This window comes from Bradyrhizobium icense (assembly GCF_001693385.1).
Lineage (GTDB): Bacteria > Pseudomonadota > Alphaproteobacteria > Rhizobiales > Xanthobacteraceae > Bradyrhizobium > Bradyrhizobium icense.
In genome coordinates this window covers 4,576,690-4,591,567 of the sequence record NZ_CP016428.1, presented here as the reverse complement: position 1 = coordinate 4,591,567, position 14,878 = coordinate 4,576,690, and the positions used below count along the sequence as shown (strand labels likewise).

Annotated in this window: 14 protein-coding genes; 1 reads left to right on the top strand and 13 read right to left on the bottom strand. The window is 63.7% G+C overall.

Translation table 11 applies throughout. From position 1 onward, the window contains the following. Positions 1-73 precede the first annotated feature (73 nt). From LMTR13_RS21635 to LMTR13_RS21605, 7 genes are all read right to left on the bottom strand, one after another. Positions 74-3,391: an adenylate/guanylate cyclase domain-containing protein gene (locus LMTR13_RS21635; RefSeq protein ID WP_065729596.1), complete on the bottom strand. Its 3,318-nt coding sequence runs from the start codon at positions 3,389-3,391 to the stop codon at positions 74-76. A gap of 193 nt (positions 3,392-3,584) precedes the next feature. Beyond that, positions 3,585-4,460: an amidohydrolase family protein gene (locus LMTR13_RS21630; protein WP_065729595.1), complete on the bottom strand. Its 876-nt coding sequence runs from the start codon at positions 4,458-4,460 to the stop codon at positions 3,585-3,587. 24 nt (positions 4,461-4,484) lie between these two features. After that, entirely contained in the window at positions 4,485-4,868 is a 384-nt protein-coding gene (locus LMTR13_RS21625; RefSeq protein WP_065729594.1) for a RidA family protein, read from the bottom strand. Positions 4,869-4,897: 29 nt separating this feature from the next. Further along, a complete protein-coding gene (gene hpaH / locus LMTR13_RS21620) occupies positions 4,898-5,701 on the bottom strand; it encodes a 2-oxo-hept-4-ene-1,7-dioate hydratase (protein WP_065729593.1) in 804 nt (267 codons plus the stop codon). A 3-nt stretch (positions 5,702-5,704) separates the two neighbouring features. Beyond that, on the bottom strand, positions 5,705-6,559 hold the full coding sequence (locus LMTR13_RS21615; protein WP_065729592.1) for a fumarylacetoacetate hydrolase family protein: 855 nt from the start codon (positions 6,557-6,559) through the stop codon (positions 5,705-5,707). 46 nt (positions 6,560-6,605) lie between these two features. Beyond that, positions 6,606-7,223, bottom strand: coding sequence for a flavin reductase family protein (locus LMTR13_RS21610; RefSeq protein ID WP_065729591.1), 618 nt, complete (start codon positions 7,221-7,223; stop codon positions 6,606-6,608). Between the two features lie 10 nt (positions 7,224-7,233). Further along, positions 7,234-8,211 (bottom strand): Bug family tripartite tricarboxylate transporter substrate binding protein, encoded by a 978-nt coding sequence (locus LMTR13_RS21605; protein WP_065729590.1) that lies wholly within the window; start codon positions 8,209-8,211, stop codon positions 7,234-7,236. A gap of 169 nt (positions 8,212-8,380) precedes the next feature. On the opposite strand from LMTR13_RS21605, the gene LMTR13_RS21600 reads away from it, so the two are divergent. Continuing rightward, positions 8,381-9,169, top strand: coding sequence for an IclR family transcriptional regulator (locus LMTR13_RS21600; RefSeq protein WP_065729589.1), 789 nt, complete (start codon positions 8,381-8,383; stop codon positions 9,167-9,169). Here the strand turns inward: LMTR13_RS21600 and LMTR13_RS21595 are convergent. The 6 genes from LMTR13_RS21595 to aroQ form a co-directional block, all read right to left on the bottom strand. Then, a complete protein-coding gene (locus LMTR13_RS21595; RefSeq protein WP_065729588.1) occupies positions 9,166-10,257 on the bottom strand; it encodes a sensor histidine kinase in 1,092 nt (363 codons plus the stop codon). The genes LMTR13_RS21600 and LMTR13_RS21595 overlap by 4 nt on opposite strands. Continuing rightward, entirely contained in the window at positions 10,254-10,694 is a 441-nt protein-coding gene (locus LMTR13_RS21590) for a response regulator (protein WP_065729587.1), read from the bottom strand. Before LMTR13_RS21590 ends, LMTR13_RS21595 begins: the two co-directional genes overlap by 4 nt. Beyond that, positions 10,691-12,235, bottom strand: a complete 1,545-nt coding sequence (locus tag LMTR13_RS21585) for a sensor histidine kinase (protein WP_065729586.1) — start codon at positions 12,233-12,235, stop codon at positions 10,691-10,693. The genes LMTR13_RS21590 and LMTR13_RS21585 overlap by 4 nt, the downstream gene beginning before the upstream one ends. 91 nt (positions 12,236-12,326) lie before the next feature. Continuing rightward, positions 12,327-13,688 carry an acetyl-CoA carboxylase biotin carboxylase subunit gene (gene accC, locus LMTR13_RS21580; RefSeq protein ID WP_065729585.1) on the bottom strand — a complete coding sequence of 454 codons (1,362 nt, stop codon included), beginning with the start codon at positions 13,686-13,688 and terminating at the stop codon, positions 12,327-12,329. A gap of 24 nt (positions 13,689-13,712) precedes the next feature. Continuing rightward, a complete protein-coding gene (gene accB / locus LMTR13_RS21575; protein ID WP_065729584.1) occupies positions 13,713-14,210 on the bottom strand; it encodes an acetyl-CoA carboxylase biotin carboxyl carrier protein in 498 nt (165 codons plus the stop codon). Positions 14,211-14,297: 87 nt separating this feature from the next. Beyond that, positions 14,298-14,765, bottom strand: coding sequence for a type II 3-dehydroquinate dehydratase (gene aroQ / locus LMTR13_RS21570; protein WP_065729583.1), 468 nt, complete (start codon positions 14,763-14,765; stop codon positions 14,298-14,300). Between the last annotated feature and the right edge of the window lie 113 nt (positions 14,766-14,878).

The window sequence follows — 14,878 nt, the reverse complement described above, 5'->3', positions numbered from 1 at the left end:
GCGGTGTCGCTCTTGCCGACGCGACGGACTTGGCGCGGAGCGGATCTCCGCTAGAGAACTCCGTATACATTCGTCACGTTTCTTGCTGCCAACGGGGCCGTTGCGGCCGCGCAAGGGCCACAAGCGCCGGACCGATGCCGAGCCGCTCGGCCTCGGCCAACAGGTCGTCAAGCTCGAATGTGGTCTCCTGTCCGCGGCGGCGTCGACCATGTACAGCAACGACGCGCCCGTAGCGGACGAAGAAATTGGCCCAGGGCAACGGTTCTGGCCGCGTATAATACTCGAGCGCCGCGCTGTAGCGCTCCGCGCCATCCCAATCCCGAGAGTCTAGCGATGCGTCGATCGCGTACCGGAAGAACCACAAATGATTGTGGCCCACCGCGCCTTTGCGGAGGATCTCCTCGCCTTCCGTCAGCGTCGCATGACGCTCAATCGGATCCTCGGTCGTGACCGCAAGGTGGCCGAGGATCCACGGGCCCACAAAGCTGAACCCGGTCTCACGGCTGATTGCCAGGGCACGATGTAGCAGATCGATCGCCTCCGCCCTGCTTTTCTCTGCGCGAGCGACCATGGCCAGATCGTTGAGGCTGACCGCCTCGAACCTTTTGGCGCCGAGTTGTCGAGCGAGGGTCAGCGCCCGCTGGGCATGCAGCTTCACACGCGCAAACTCGCCGGTTGTGCGAAACACGTTGCACGCCGCGTTGTGGGCGATGATTTCCGCCCGGTGATGCCCGACTCGCGCCGCCAACTCGACCGCGGTCTGGGTCGTCGCAAGCGCGGCGGAGAAATCGTTGAGGTATGCCTGGGTATGCGCGACCATACTGAGGTTGGCGACTTCGATGCGCCCGGCGCCGGACGCGCGCGACAGTTCCGCGCACCGGCTGAAGTGCCGATGGGCGCTGGCCATCCGGCCGCGCGCGTACTCGGCGTCGCCCAAGCCACCAAGCGCACGTGCCTCCATCACCGGCAAGTGGGCTCTTCGGGCGCAGTCGAGCGCCTGCTCATGCTCCTGCAGGCACTCGACGAGCCTTCCGAGCGGGAAGCAGAGATTGCCACGCAGGTGGTGGACCCGAGCGCGCTCTGCCGCGAGGTCGTCCGTAGCTGCCGCGGTCGCGGCTTTGTCCAGCATCGCAAAGGCCTCGTCGAAACGATCGGTCATGCGCAGGCCGGCGGCGAGCCCAAGCCAGGCTCGACACCGCTCGATGTCGACATCAGCGACCGCCAAGGCTTGCTCGAAAGCAGCAATCGATTCCGAGATTGAACCGAAGTCGTGCAGGATCTCACCCCGGAGCAGGGACAGCGCGCTCACATCGGCGCGCTTTCTGGCCAGGGTAACCCCGCGTTCGACAAGACGCAGGGCCCGTTCGATCCGGTACTCCGCTGCCTGCGCACGTGCCGCTTCCAGGTAGGCCTGAGGAGCGCCATCGTCGTCGGCCCGGTCCAGATGCTGTGCGCACAACGTCAGGTCACGGCTCCTGAACCAATCTGCTGCCCGCCGATGCAACTCGCGACGCCGGCTCCTGAGCAGCGTGTCGTAGACGCCCTCCTGGATCAGCGCGTGGGCGAAGAGGTAGTGATTGCCCTGCGGGCGCACCAGGAGATGCCGCTCTAGGTCGGCACAATTCCATCCGGGCTGATCGATCAGGGCTGCCAACGCTTCGGTGGTAAAGCGCTGGCCGAGTACCGAGGCCGCTTGCAGCGCCCGCTTGTCGGGCATCGCGAGCCGATCCAAGCGTGCCTGCACCAAACTCCGGATCGACCCGGGGATGCCACCGTCGGCACTCTCCTCGGCATGCCGCAACAGTTGCTCCAGAAACAGCGGGTTGCCGGCAGCCCGTTCAATGCAACGCTGGGCGACCTCGCCGAGTGCGTCGAAATAGGCCTCGGCGAGTCCGTTGGCTTCGCTCGGCTGAAGCGGGCCGAGGTCGATCGTCACAATCGGATGGCCGGCAACCTCACGGAGCGACTCGCGCTCGATCCGCGAGGTCATGACTAGCAGCGCCGGACACCCAAGGACTGTCTCGGCAAGGTTTGCCAGATGGTCGAGCGTGGTCTGGTCAGCCCAGTGCAGGTCCTCAATCGCCAGCAGCCGAGGACGACGCTGGCTCGCGCGGGTGACGAGCTCGGCGACGGTAACCCGCTTGCCGCGGTTGCGGGCAGCGTTGTCCATCGCATCATAGAGTGTACGCAGCTCGGTCGATTGCGGCATGTTCAGGAGGTCGTTCAGGTACACCCGCTGCTCGTCAGCAAGCAGGCCATCTGTAAAGGCCTTTTCCGCTGCTGCGTCGATCTCGTCCTGGCTGCTCTGGCCCGTCAGATCGAGCAGGCTGCGGACGAGCGAGCGGATTGCGTCCTGGCCGGAGCCCATTCCGAAGTCGAGCACTAATCCGCTGTGACAGGCGAAGCGCTCCGCTTCGGCCTTCGCCTGGAAATGCTCAAGCAGACGGGTTTTGCCGATTCCGGCCTCCCCACGGATGTAGATGGCGCGGCCGTGTCTCGTGTCCCGGCACTGGACAAGCGCCGCTTCGAGCTGCCGCAGTTCGCGGTGGCGGCCAACAAAGGCTTGGCGGCCTGAGCGGGCCGGTTCGCGAAAGGCGCGCAGTCGCCACGCTCTGACCGGCTTTGCGAGACCTTTGATGGCGAGCTCTCCGACATCGGCGCAATCGACCCGCTCGGCGAGCGCACGGTAGACCGAATCCGAAATGAGGATCTCGCCCGTGGCCGCCTTATCTTTCAGGCGCGAGGCGAGGTTCACGGACTCGCCGGTGACCGTGTACTCAAGGTGCCGCGCGCTGCCGGTGCCGCTTGCCACAACCTCGCCACTGGCAATGCCGATGTGCACGCCAACCGGGCGGCCGAGCTCGGCTGCGAGCATGGGCAGGCGACGCCCGATGTCGAGGGCTGCCCGGGCGCATCGCTCGGGGTCGTTCCCATAGGCCATGGGGGCCCCGAAAACCGCCATCACGCAATCGCCGATGTGCTTGTCGACAGTTCCGCCGTGATCGGCGACGCTTGCGTCGGCAAGGTCGAAGAAGCTTCCGAGGAAGGCGTGGACTTCCTCAGCGTCGAGTTCGTCGGCGAGCTTCGTGTAGCCGGCGAGATCGGCGAACAGCACCGTCACCTGCCTCCGGTCAGCCTCCGGCAGCGGCGAAGCAACCCGAGATATCGAGGCCGGTGCGCTCGCGACAGGACGGGGCGTCAATTCCGTTCCATCACGCAACGCTGCGATCGCGGCAAGCAGTTTGCGGCGGTGGCCGACCGAGGTGACGCCAATCCCGATCAGATCGTCGGCGGTCAGGTGGGCAAGGACCGCGGCGTCAAGGTCGTTCTCGCGGAACGCCTGCTCGTATTGTCCCAGCCCCAGGCCGTGCAGCCAAGCCGCAACGTTCATGGGTGCCTCCTGGTCCGGTTCCTCGGCAGAGCACCAGGAGCTTCAGTCTACCCCAAATTTTCACAACGGGTGCGGTGAAATGTGAGCGCGTCCGCCGTGTCGCAACCCGCTATGACAAACTCGCCACAAACTACTCAGCCGTGGCCCGCGCGAACATCACAGCCTTCTGATGGCAACTGACCGAGTTAGGCCCCTAATCCTCGAAGCCGAATAGTTTGGCCGGGTTGGCGACCAGGATCCTTTTCAGCTCGGCCTCATCGGCCACGTAGCGATAGAGCAGTTCGAGCAGGTCTGCATCGTTGGGCGGCTGCACGACTGACACGGGATGCGGCCAGTCGCTCGCCCAGACGCAGCGATCGGGCGCCGCCTCGATATAGGCGCGCGCGATCGGAATGACGTCGTCCCACGGCGGGCCCTTCTTCGAGGTCTTTTCGCCGAGCGACAGCATCACCCAGAAATTGCCCTTCGACAGAAGCTCCAGCATCTTCTGCAAGTTCGGGTCGTCCTTGCCGCGTGTCGGGTCCGGCCGCGCCATGTGATCGATCAGCACGGGGACGTCGAGATTTTCGTATTTGGCGACGCTGGAGACGATGCCATCCTTCTCCGGCTGGATTTTTGCGTACCAGCCGAGTTCGCGAATCTTCGCGATGGCGCGGGCAAAATCCTTGTCCGAGAGCACGGCGCCAAGTTCCTGCCGGAAGCTGAAACGCGCCCCGCGGACACCGGCATCGTGCAGCTTGGCGAGATAGGCGTCATCGGCTTCGGCAAACACCAGCGCGTTGGCGCAGCCGCGATAGTTCGGTCCCATCGCCGCGAGGCCGTCGAGCACTACCGAATGGTCGGCGCCATAGGTCGTGGTCTGCACGATGATGCCGCGCTCGATGCCGAGCGCCTTGTGAACGCGAAGCGCGGCCTCCCAGGTCGCGGTCGGCATTTGGTAGGCGGCCCCTGGCCGCACCGGATATTTTTCCAGCGGTCCCAGTACGTGAAACTGGCTGTCGATGCTCTTCGGCGGCGGCAGTTTTGAGGGGCGGCGCGGGTTCGGATCGAACGGAAGATAGGTCGGCATCTCGGGTTCCTTGTCTGATCGCGGTCAGCCGATCACGGCGGTGAAATCGCATTGCACGAGCGCGCCGTTCTCCATGTCCATCTGCAGCGCATGGCGGGCAGGGCGGGAGTGCTCGTCGGGAAACATCTTCAGCCATTCGGTATTGACTGGCGCGCGCTGCTTTCGATCCTGCAGCCAAACCGTCATCTTGATGATGTCGTCGGTCGTGCCGCCGCCGGCTTCGACGATGGCCTTCATATGCCCGAACATGTTGGCGCACTGGTCCTCGATGCGCTCTGGCATCGCGCCGGTTTTGGGATCGCGGCCGAGGATGACGCCGGACATCAGGAGATTGCCGATGCGGCAGGCGTTGGGAATGGGATTGGCGTGCTTGAACTCGCCGATGTGAATGCTTTTGCGCCTTGTCATCGCTGCTCTCCCTCCGGGATGCTTCTTGTTCAGACGAACTGGCAGGACACCGATCCGAACCGGCCGTAATCGGCATGAAACGTGTCGCCTTTGACGATCTCGACCGGCCGCGTAAACGATCCTGCCAGCACCACTTCGCCGGCTTCGAGATACTCGCCCTGCGCAGCCAGCCGATTGGCAAGCCAGGCCACGCCGTTGGCGGGGTGGTTGAGCACGCCAGCGGCAATGCCGGTCTCTTCGATCTGGCCATTGCGAAACAACAGCGCGCCGATCCAGCGCAGGTCGGCGTCGAGCGGACGAATGGGCCGGCCGCCGACGACCAGCGCCGCATTCGCGGCGTTGTCGGAGATCGTATCCATCACCTTACGCGGCGCCTTCGTCTCGGGATCGACGCGATGCATCCGGGTTTCCAGGATTTCGAGCGCCGGGGTGACGTAATCGGTGGCGTTGAGCACGTCGAACAGGGTGCAATCAGGGCCCTTCAGCGGCGTCTTCAGCACGAAGGCCAGTTCGACCTCGATGCGGGGAGCGCGAAAGCGGTCGAACGGGATCGGCGAAGCGTCGGGATAGAACATGTCGGCGAACAGCACGCCGTAATCCGGCTCGGAAATGCCGACGGCGTTCTGCATCGCTTTCGATGTCAGGCCGATCTTGTGGCCCCGGACGATGCGGCCGCGGGAGAGCTGCAGCTTGGTCCAGGCGCGCTGAATGGCGTAGGCGTCCTCGATCGTGAGGTCAGGATATTCGCGCGTGAATGCCGGGATCAGCGACTTGCTGCGTTCGGCTTCATCGAGGCGCTGCGCCAGCCGTTCGACGGATTGTTGATCGAGCATCTTCTATTGCTCCGCCGCCACGGTGTTACGAAGGATGCCGATCTTTCCAGACTCGACCTCGACGACGTCGCCGACCTTGAGCCAGCGCGGCGGCGTGAATCGGGCGCCGGCCCCGGTCGGGGTGCCGGTGGCGATCATGTCGCCGGGCTTCAGGGTGGCAAAGGTCGAGAGGTAGGCGATCAGGTAATCGAACGGAAACATCAGCCGCTCGGTGGAATCGCTCTGGCGTACCTCGCCGTTGACGCGCGTGATGATGTCATGCGGGCCGTGCGGATCGCATTCGTCCGAGGTGACGATCCATGGGCCGATGCTGCCGGAGCGGTCGAAATTCTTTCCTTGCGTGACATTGAACTTGCCATGGTGCAGCCAGTCGCGAACGCTGCCCTCGTTGCACAGCGTCATACCGAAAATGTGCTCCCAGGCGCGCTCACGGGGAATGTGCCGGCCCTCCTTGCCGATCACGATCACCAGTTCGCCTTCATAGTCGAGCTGTTCGGAGACATCAGGCTTTTCGATTGGCTGACCGGAGCCGACGACGGAGGAGGGGTTGCGGACGAACAGGCTCGGATATTTCGGCAGGTCCGAGTTGTCTTTGTACTCGGCGTTGCGATCCCTGTAGTTGACGCCGATGCACCAGAGCTTTTCCGGCGCCGGAATCGGCGGCAGCAGCGTGATGTCCTCGAGTGCATGGTCCGGCTTCTGCCCGGCAATCGCCCGGCGCGCGATGTTCAGTCCGCCTCCGGCGATCAGCGCCCGCAGGTCAGCAAACCTCGTCCGTTCGGTCAGGTCGACGACCCCGTCCGGGATGCTGGCGCCAAAGCACGGCTTGCCGTTTGCAAGATAGCTCAGAAGATGCATGCGATCGGTCTCCGGATCAGCGCGGCGCGCGATGGCGCGGCACGCTTCAGGATTCAGTTTTCGAGGTCTGGAATACGGGTTTCAGCGTGACGATCTCGCCGAGCTTGGCGTAACGGGGACCGGCAATGCGGGCGATCGGATCGAGCGCCTCGGTTTCGATCTTGCCGTTGTTCAAAAGGCCATCCCTGATGTGAAAGGCCAGCACTTCGCCGACGATAAGCCGGCTGCGGGTCTCGCCGAATTCGAGGCACTGCCGGAAGCGGCATTCCATCGCAATCGGTGCGGCCGCGAGACGAGGCACCTTGATGCGCTCTCCCGGCAGCGTCGAAAGCCGCAACTCCTCGACCTCGCTGACGTCGGGCGGATGTTCGGTGGAGCTCTCGTGCACCGCCGTCATCAGGCTGGAGTCGGCGATGTGAACGACGTACTCCTCGTTGTTGAGAATGTTCTGCGCGGTATCCTTGTAAATTCCACTCTTGCGGCCGACGCTGATGGCCAGCATCGGCGGCTTCGGGGAGACGAACGTAAAGGCAGAGAATGGGGCGAGGTTGAGCACCCCGCCGCCCGACAGGCTGGTCACCCAGGCAATCGGGCGGGGTACCACGATGCCGGTGATCAGCCGGTAGGCCGCCTCAGCGTCGAGATATGCAGGATCGATCCGCATCGGATGCGCTTCAATCGGCCTTGATGTTCGCCTTGCGGACGACGGGAATCCACTTGGCGTCCTCGCGTTCGAGGTAGCTCGTGAACTCGGCCGGCGTCATCGATACGGCCTCGGCGCCGAGCGCGTTGAACTTCTGAACGATCGCCGGATCTTTCAGGATCTCCGCGAGGGTATCGTGGAGCTTGGTCACGATCTCCGCCGGCGTGCCAGCCGGCGCGAACAGGCCGGTAAACGTCTGGCCGTCAAAGTCCTTGTAGCCGAGTTCAGTGAAGGTCGGGACATCCGGCAGCCAGGAGGTACGGCGGTTGCCGGTGACGGCGAGCGCGCGCAGCATGCCGCTCTTGATCGAAGGCAATCCGACCGAGATCTGGTCCAGGGCAAACTGCACCTGTCCGCCGATCAGGTCGTTGAGAGCGGGCGCGTTGCCGCGGTAATGCACCGTCAGCCATTGCAGGCCCAGCGTCGACTGCATGAGTTCGCTGAGCAGATGGTTGGTGGTGCCCTGGCCGGGCGAAGCCATCGTCAGCTTGCCCGGATCGCGGCGGGCAAGCTCGATAAATTCCTTCAGGTCCTTGGCCTTCACCGACGGATGCACTTCGAGCACCAGCGGCGTCATCGTGATCGAGGTGATGGGAACGAAATCCCGCTTCCAGTTATAGGCCTCGCGCTTGGCGATCTCAGGTGCGAACAGCACGGGACCGTTGGCGCCGACGAACAAGGCGTAGCCGTCGGGCGGCATTTTCGCGAACGCCTCGGCGGCGATCAGGCCGCCGGCGCCGGCCTTGTTTTCCACGATGAACGGCTGGCCCAGCTTCGCCTGCAGCCTGTCGGCGATGACGCGCGCAGCGCCGTCGACATTGCCGCCGGCGGGATATGGCACGATCAGCCGTACCTGACGCGCCGGCCATTGCTGGGCGTCTACCGGTGTGTTCAGCGCTACCGTGATCAGTGCCGACAGGGCGACGCCTGCGATCGCGAAAAATTTCATCGCACTCTCCCGAAAAGCGGCACTTCTGCCGCTACATTCTTGTTTTGCGCGAGCCCCGTCCCAGCGGCATGCGCCTGTATTGTTCCGCGCCGCGATCTTGCGCTCCGCCCTTCCGCTGTCGACCAAATTGTGGTGTTTTTGTCCACATTGTGGACAGCGGACGAGGCGTATGGCGAACGGTCGGTTAAAGGCACGAGGGCCGCGGCAGGGTGGGCAGGCGATCCGCCGCGCGTTGGCCGTGCTGCGGACGCTCGCCGTCGGCGGGGAACGAGGCGTACCTCTGGCTGAAGTCGTGCAGGCGACTTCGCTCGCTCGCCCTACGGTACATCGCATCGTGCATGTGCTGATCGAGGAGGGGATTGTCGAGCGCAGCGAGCGGACGGGAAACTACATCGTCGGCCGCCAGGTGCCCGAACTGGCACTGGCACGTCCATCGCGCTCGCCGCTGTTGATTGCCGCCGAGCCGCATCTGGCGGCAGCGTCGGCGCAACTCGGCGATACCCTGTTTCTGACGGTGCGCACCGGGCTCGATACGCTGTGCGTGGCGCGCCGCATCGGCAGCTATCCGATCCAGGTGTTGTCGATCGAGGTCGGTGTACGGCGTCCTTTGGGCGTCAGCAGCGCCGGGGTGGCAATCCTGGCCGCCATGCCGTCAGCAGAGGCGCGCAAGATCGTGCTCGCCAACGAAACCCGGTTTGGTGCTTACCGGACGGATACGGCCACCGTGCTCGGCCAGATCCAGCTCGCGCGCCGCCGGGGCTACAATCTGCGTGACGTCGGCCTCGTGCAGGGAACGAAGTCATTGTCGGCGTGGATCAGGACGCCCGACGGCCAGCCCGCTGCAGCGATTACGCTCTCCGCCATCCGAAACAGATTGAGCCCACGCCGCGCGATCGAAGTGGCGGACGTTCTTGTCGCGGCTGCGCGTGCGATCGAAGCGGCGACGGCGAGGGATTAACTCGCCGCGGCGTTGGTCGACTTCGGCGCCGCTGCCGGAACGCGGCGGAAGCGCAGCACGATTCTGGTGCCGTGATGGTTGGGATCGCGCTCGGCACTCGCGTCCAGCTTGGCCGCCATGGCGCTCACGATGCGTTGTCCCATGCCGGTGGAGCGGGGATCTGACTTGGCGTTGAGGCCGACGCCGTCGTCCGCAATCGAGACCACGAGATCTTCGTCCTCGGGCTTGAGCTCGACGTGAATGGGACCGGCGCCGTCCGGATAGGCGTATTTGACGGCGTTCATCACCAGTTCGTTGACGATGATGCCGATCGCCACCGCGCGGTCCGGGTCGATCTCGATCGGCTCGGCCTTGAGCGTCAGCCGCGACATCTTGTTGCCCTCGGCCGAACGGCGAAGGTCTTCCAGCAGGGCCTCAAGATACTGGTTCAAGAGCACGCTCTTGAGGTCGTGCGAGGTGTAGAGACGGCGATGCACCTGCGCGACCGCGGCGACGCGGCCCATCGCATTGGTCAGCGCCGCCTTGACGTCGTCCTGGGTTGCCGAATTGGCCTGCAGGTGCAGGAGCGAGGCGATGATCTGCAAGGAGTTGCCGACGCGGTGGTTGACTTCGCGCAGCAGCACTTCGCGTTCGGCGGCGAGCGCCGCATAGCGGTCGCGCGAGGCGTGAACCTCGGCTTCGGCTTCGTCGCGCGCCCGTTGCAGCTCGGCCTGCCGGAGCGCACCGTCGATTGCGACCTGAAGCAGCGGAATGAAATCGCCCTGCGTATCTTTGACGAGATAGTCGGCGGCGCCGGCCTTCAGCGCCGTGACGGCGATTGCCGAATCCTGGGCGGCGGTAACGAACACCACCGGCGGGGCGTCCGGTATCGCCATGATCCGCTCCAGCGTTTCGAGGCCGTCGAGGCCCGGCATGTACTGGTCGAGCGCAATCACGTCGATGCCGCCTTGCGCCAGCCGCGCCAAGCCTTCCTCGCCGCTTGCCGCATGCACGACCTTGACGCCCGCCCGCGTGAGGCCGCGGTCGACCAGCCGGGCGAGGCCCGCGTCGTCATCGATATAGAGCAGTGTAGGCGTCACGGGTTTCATAGGGCGGCCGGAGGGACCTGAATGACGGAGAAGAACAGACCGAGTTGGCGAATGGCGTTGGCGAAGCTTTCGTAGTTCACGGGCTTGGTGATGTAGACGTTGCAACCGAGTTCGTAGCAGCGCTTGATCTCCTGAGAATCGTCGGTGGTGGTCAGCACCACGACCGGCGTGGTCTTGAGATACTGGTTTTCCTTGACCCGCTTCAGAATGTCGATGCCGGACGTATCGGGCAAGTTGAGATCGAGCAGGATCAGAAGCGCGCTGCCCTTGTGGTCGAGACCGGTCCCATCCTTGCCGAACAGGTAATTCAGCGCTGCTGTACCGCTGGTGAACGGCATGATGTCATTGTTGACACCGGATCGGCGTATATTCCGTTCGATCAGGCGAGCATGGCCCTCGTCGTCCTCAATCATGATGATGGTGACTGGATTACTCATGTCCGTGGGTTCCGGTTGGCAGACCAATTAATGGGCAACGTGATCGTGAACGTGCTGCCCTGGTTAAGTTCCGATGCGACCGACATGGTTCCCCCCAGACGACGCACCAGAGCGCGTACATGGGCAAGGCCGATGCCTTGCCCCGGCTTGTCCTGGGTTCCGGCGCGACGGAACAGCTCGAAAATGCGCTGATGATCCTTGGGGTCGATGCCGCGACCATTGTCCGATATCTCGAAAATAGCAAAGCCGAGCTTGGTGCGACCGCGAATCGCGATTTCGCCGGGGACGCCGGTCTTGAGATATTTGAGCGCATTGTCGATCAGATTGGAGAATATCTGCTCCAGCGCAAGGCGATCGCTGACGATATTCGGCAATGCGTCGATCCGGATCTCGGCCTGGGCTTCCGCGGCCTGATGCGCCACGGTCGCCACGATGCCCTCGATCAGCTCGCTCGTATCGATCCAGACCGGCTCGAACTCGCGCCGTCCCTCGCGGGTGAGATTGAGGATCGCCGATATCAGCCGGTCCATCTTGCCGATCGACGATTTGATGAAGCTGAGCGCCTCGGAGAAATCCTCCGAGAGTTGCTTGTCAGTCCCCTCGAGCGCGGGTTCGGCGGTATCGGTGGCGTTTTCCGGGGCTAATGGCGCGGCGGACTGCGCGCGGGAAAGCGCTGCGATGCGTTTGAAGATGTCGCCGCGCAATTCCTCCAGTTCGCTGGTGAAGCCCATGATGTTCACCAGCGGCGAGCGCAGGTCGTGGCTGACGATATAGGCGAAGCGCTGGATCTCGTCATTGGCCTCGCGCAGGTCGGCGGTGCGCTCGTCGATAGTGGTCTCGAGATTGAGATTGCTGTCGCGCAATTGCGTCTCGGCCTCGTCGCGGGCGCGCGACGAGCGTCGCACCAGAAAGATCGAAATTCCGGCGAGCGCGATCACGAGGCCCGATCCCGCTACCGTTACCAGCGAGGCCAACTGCTGGGTGCGGTCTGCGGTCGCGGTGCGTGCCAGAAACAGCCGATCTTCCTCGGCCCGCATAGCCTGGCCGACATCGTAGATGATCGTGCTCGTATCGCCGGCCGCTGCTTCGCGTACCAGGGCGGTGGCACTCTGGGGATCGCCCTGCTTGACGAAGCTCATCTCCCTGGTGAACTGGCCGAGCCGGGTCTCGATCGCCGGCCGAAGCTTCTTCAAGTTTTCGACCTGGGCGGCGTTGTCGCTGGTCGATCGCTCCAGCTTTTCGAGATAGGGCAAAATATTGGATACTGCGGAATCGTGGTCGCGAAGAAACTCCGGTCCCGAGGTCAAGAGATAGCCGCGGGCGCCGCTTTCGGCCCGCCGTATCTCCAGCAGCAAGGCATTGAGATGATTTTCAACCTCGATGGTGTGAAGCACGGAAGCGTTATCTTTTCGCGCTTCGTTGACGAGCACGACCGAGGCGGCGCTGATGGCCACCAGCACCAACAATGCCGCGGCGAGCAGCAGGATTTGTCCCGTGGCGCGCCGGCGCTGAGCATCAGCGGTCACAAGATTTCGGTTCATAAAGACGAAACTGCCCTGCCAAAAGGACCCCAACACCCCCTAATACCGGAGGGTCCAATTGGTTCCATCGCTGGTGGAACTTCCGAGGCAGCTATGGCGCCTTGCCATCCGTGGGCTGGCCGGCGAGGTACTGCTCGAGCCAGTGAATGTGGTAGTCGCCGTTGATGATATCGGCCTCCCGGACCAGCGCCCGGAACAGCGGCAGCGTGGTTTCGATGCCATCCACTACCATCTCGTCGAGCGCGCGGCGCAGCCGCATCAGGCACTCGGCGCGGGTTTTGCCGTGCACGATCAGCTTGCCGACGAGAGAATCATAGTAGGGCGGAATGACGTAGCCCTGATAAACGGCGGAATCGATCCGCACGCCGAGCCCGCCGGGCGGATGGAATTGTGTGATCTTGCCGGGCGAGGGGCGGAAAGTCTGGGGGTTTTCCGCATTGACGCGGCATTCGATGGCATGCCCGATGATCGCGACCTCTTCCTGCTTTGCGGGCAGGTCGCCGCCGGCGGCAATGCGGATTTGCTCCAGTACGAGGTCGATGTCGGTGATGCTCTCGGTGACGGGATGTTCGACCTGGATGCGGGTGTTCATCTCGATGAAATAGAACTCGCCGTCCTCATAGAGAAATTCGATGGTGCCGACGCCGAGATATTTCATATCCCGCATCGCCTTGGCGCAGGTCTCGCCGATCTTGGCGCGGGCGGCGGCGGCGAGAACCGGCGAGGGGCCTTCTTCCCAGACCTTCTGGTGCCGGCGCTGCAGCGAGCAATCGCGCTCGCCCAGATGGATCGCACCGCCGCGGCCGTCGCCCAGGATTTGAATCTCGATGTGGCGCGGCTTCTGCAGGTATTTTTCCAGATAGACCGAGGCGTCGCCGAAGGCGGACTTGGCCTCATTGGATGCGGTCGACAACGCCAGCATCAGGTCGTCGGCGGTGTGCGCAACCTTCATGCCCCGCCCGCCGCCGCCAGCGGCAGCCTTCACCAGTACCGGGAAGCCGATCGCCTTGCCGATTGCCATGGCGTCGTCGTCCGACGAGACCGCGCCGTCGGAGCCGGGCACGACCGGGATGCCGAGCCGCTTGGCGGTTTTCTTGGCTTCGATCTTGTCGCCCATCAGGCGGATGTGCTCGGCCTTCGGGCCGATGAAGTGCAGATTGTGGTCGGCGAGGATTTCGGCGAAGCGGGCGTTCTCGGAAAGAAATCCGTAGCCGGGATGTACGGCATCCGCGCCCGTGATCTCGCAGGCCGCGAGCAAAGCGGGGACGTTGAGATACGAGTCCTTTGACGGCGGCGGTCCGATGCAGACGCTCTCGTCGGCGAGCCGCACGTGCATGGCATCGGCGTCGGCGGTGGAATGCACCGCGACGGTATTGATGCCGAGCTCCTTGCACGCGCGCAGCACGCGGAGCGCGATCTCGCCGCGATTGGCTATCAGAATCTTGTCGAACATCGCAGCGCCTGACGTTGAAGCATCTTACTCAATAATCACGAGCGGTTCGCCGAATTCGACCGGCTGGCCGTCCTCGACGAGAATTTGCGTCACCGTGCCGGCGCGCGGCGACGGGATCTGGTTCATCGTCTTCATCGCTTCGATGATCAGCAGAGTCTGGCCGGCCGAAACCTTGGTGCCGACGTCGATGAAGGGCTTGGCGCCGGGCTCGGGCGCCCAATAGGCGGTGCCGACCATCGGCGAGGGGACCACGCCCGGATGCTTGGCCAGGTCGGCACCCGCCGCGCTCCCCGCAGCGATGGCTGCCGCTGCAGCCGGCGCCGGCTGGAAGCTCGCCGGCATTGCCGCCGACACGCTGATGTTGCGCGCGACGCGCACCCTTAAGCCGGCGCGCTCGATCTCGATCTCGGTCAGGCTGGTCTCATCGAGCAACAGCGCAAGTTCGCGGATGAGGGCGCTGTCGTCGCTCTTTAGATTTGCGGCTGATTTGTCCGCTGATTTGTTCTCGGGCTGGCGGGCCATGCTCTTGATCCGAAATTTCTCGATGTGGGTGACGGCGTAAGCGTCAGGTGTCGTTCGACGTCAGGTTTTGAGGTGAGTTCTTTGAAGTCAGCCTTTGGCCTTGCTGCCGATTTTGGCGGCCAGGCCTGATATTGCGAGCCGGTAGCCATCGATGCCGAAGCCACAGAGCGATGCAAAGGCGGCCATCGCCGTGAAGGAGTGGTGACGGAAGCTCTCGCGGGCGTGGATGTTGCTGATGTGCACTTCCACAGTCGGGATTTTGACCGCGACCAGCGCGTCGTGCAGCGCGATCGAGGTGTGCGAATAACCGCCGGCGTTGATGATGATGCCGGCCGCCTTCTTCGCATGCGCCTCATGGATGAAGTCGATCAGTTCGCCCTCGCGGTTGGACTGGCGGCAATCGGCCTTCAGGCCGAACTGCGCTGCCGTTTCGACGCAGAGTTTTTCGACGTCGGCGAGCCTCGCATGGCCATAGGTTTCGGGCTCGCGCGTCCCCAACATGTTGAGGTTCGGGCCGTTGAGCACATAAATCGTCGCGGCAGAGGCTTGGGCCATCCGGATTCCAGCAAAGTGGCGTTGGGTGGCGGGGTTTATAGGTAACATCGGGCCCGAGGGGAAGCCTCCCGGCCATCTCCAATCTCCCTCAAATGCCTCATCCAGTTCGCAAA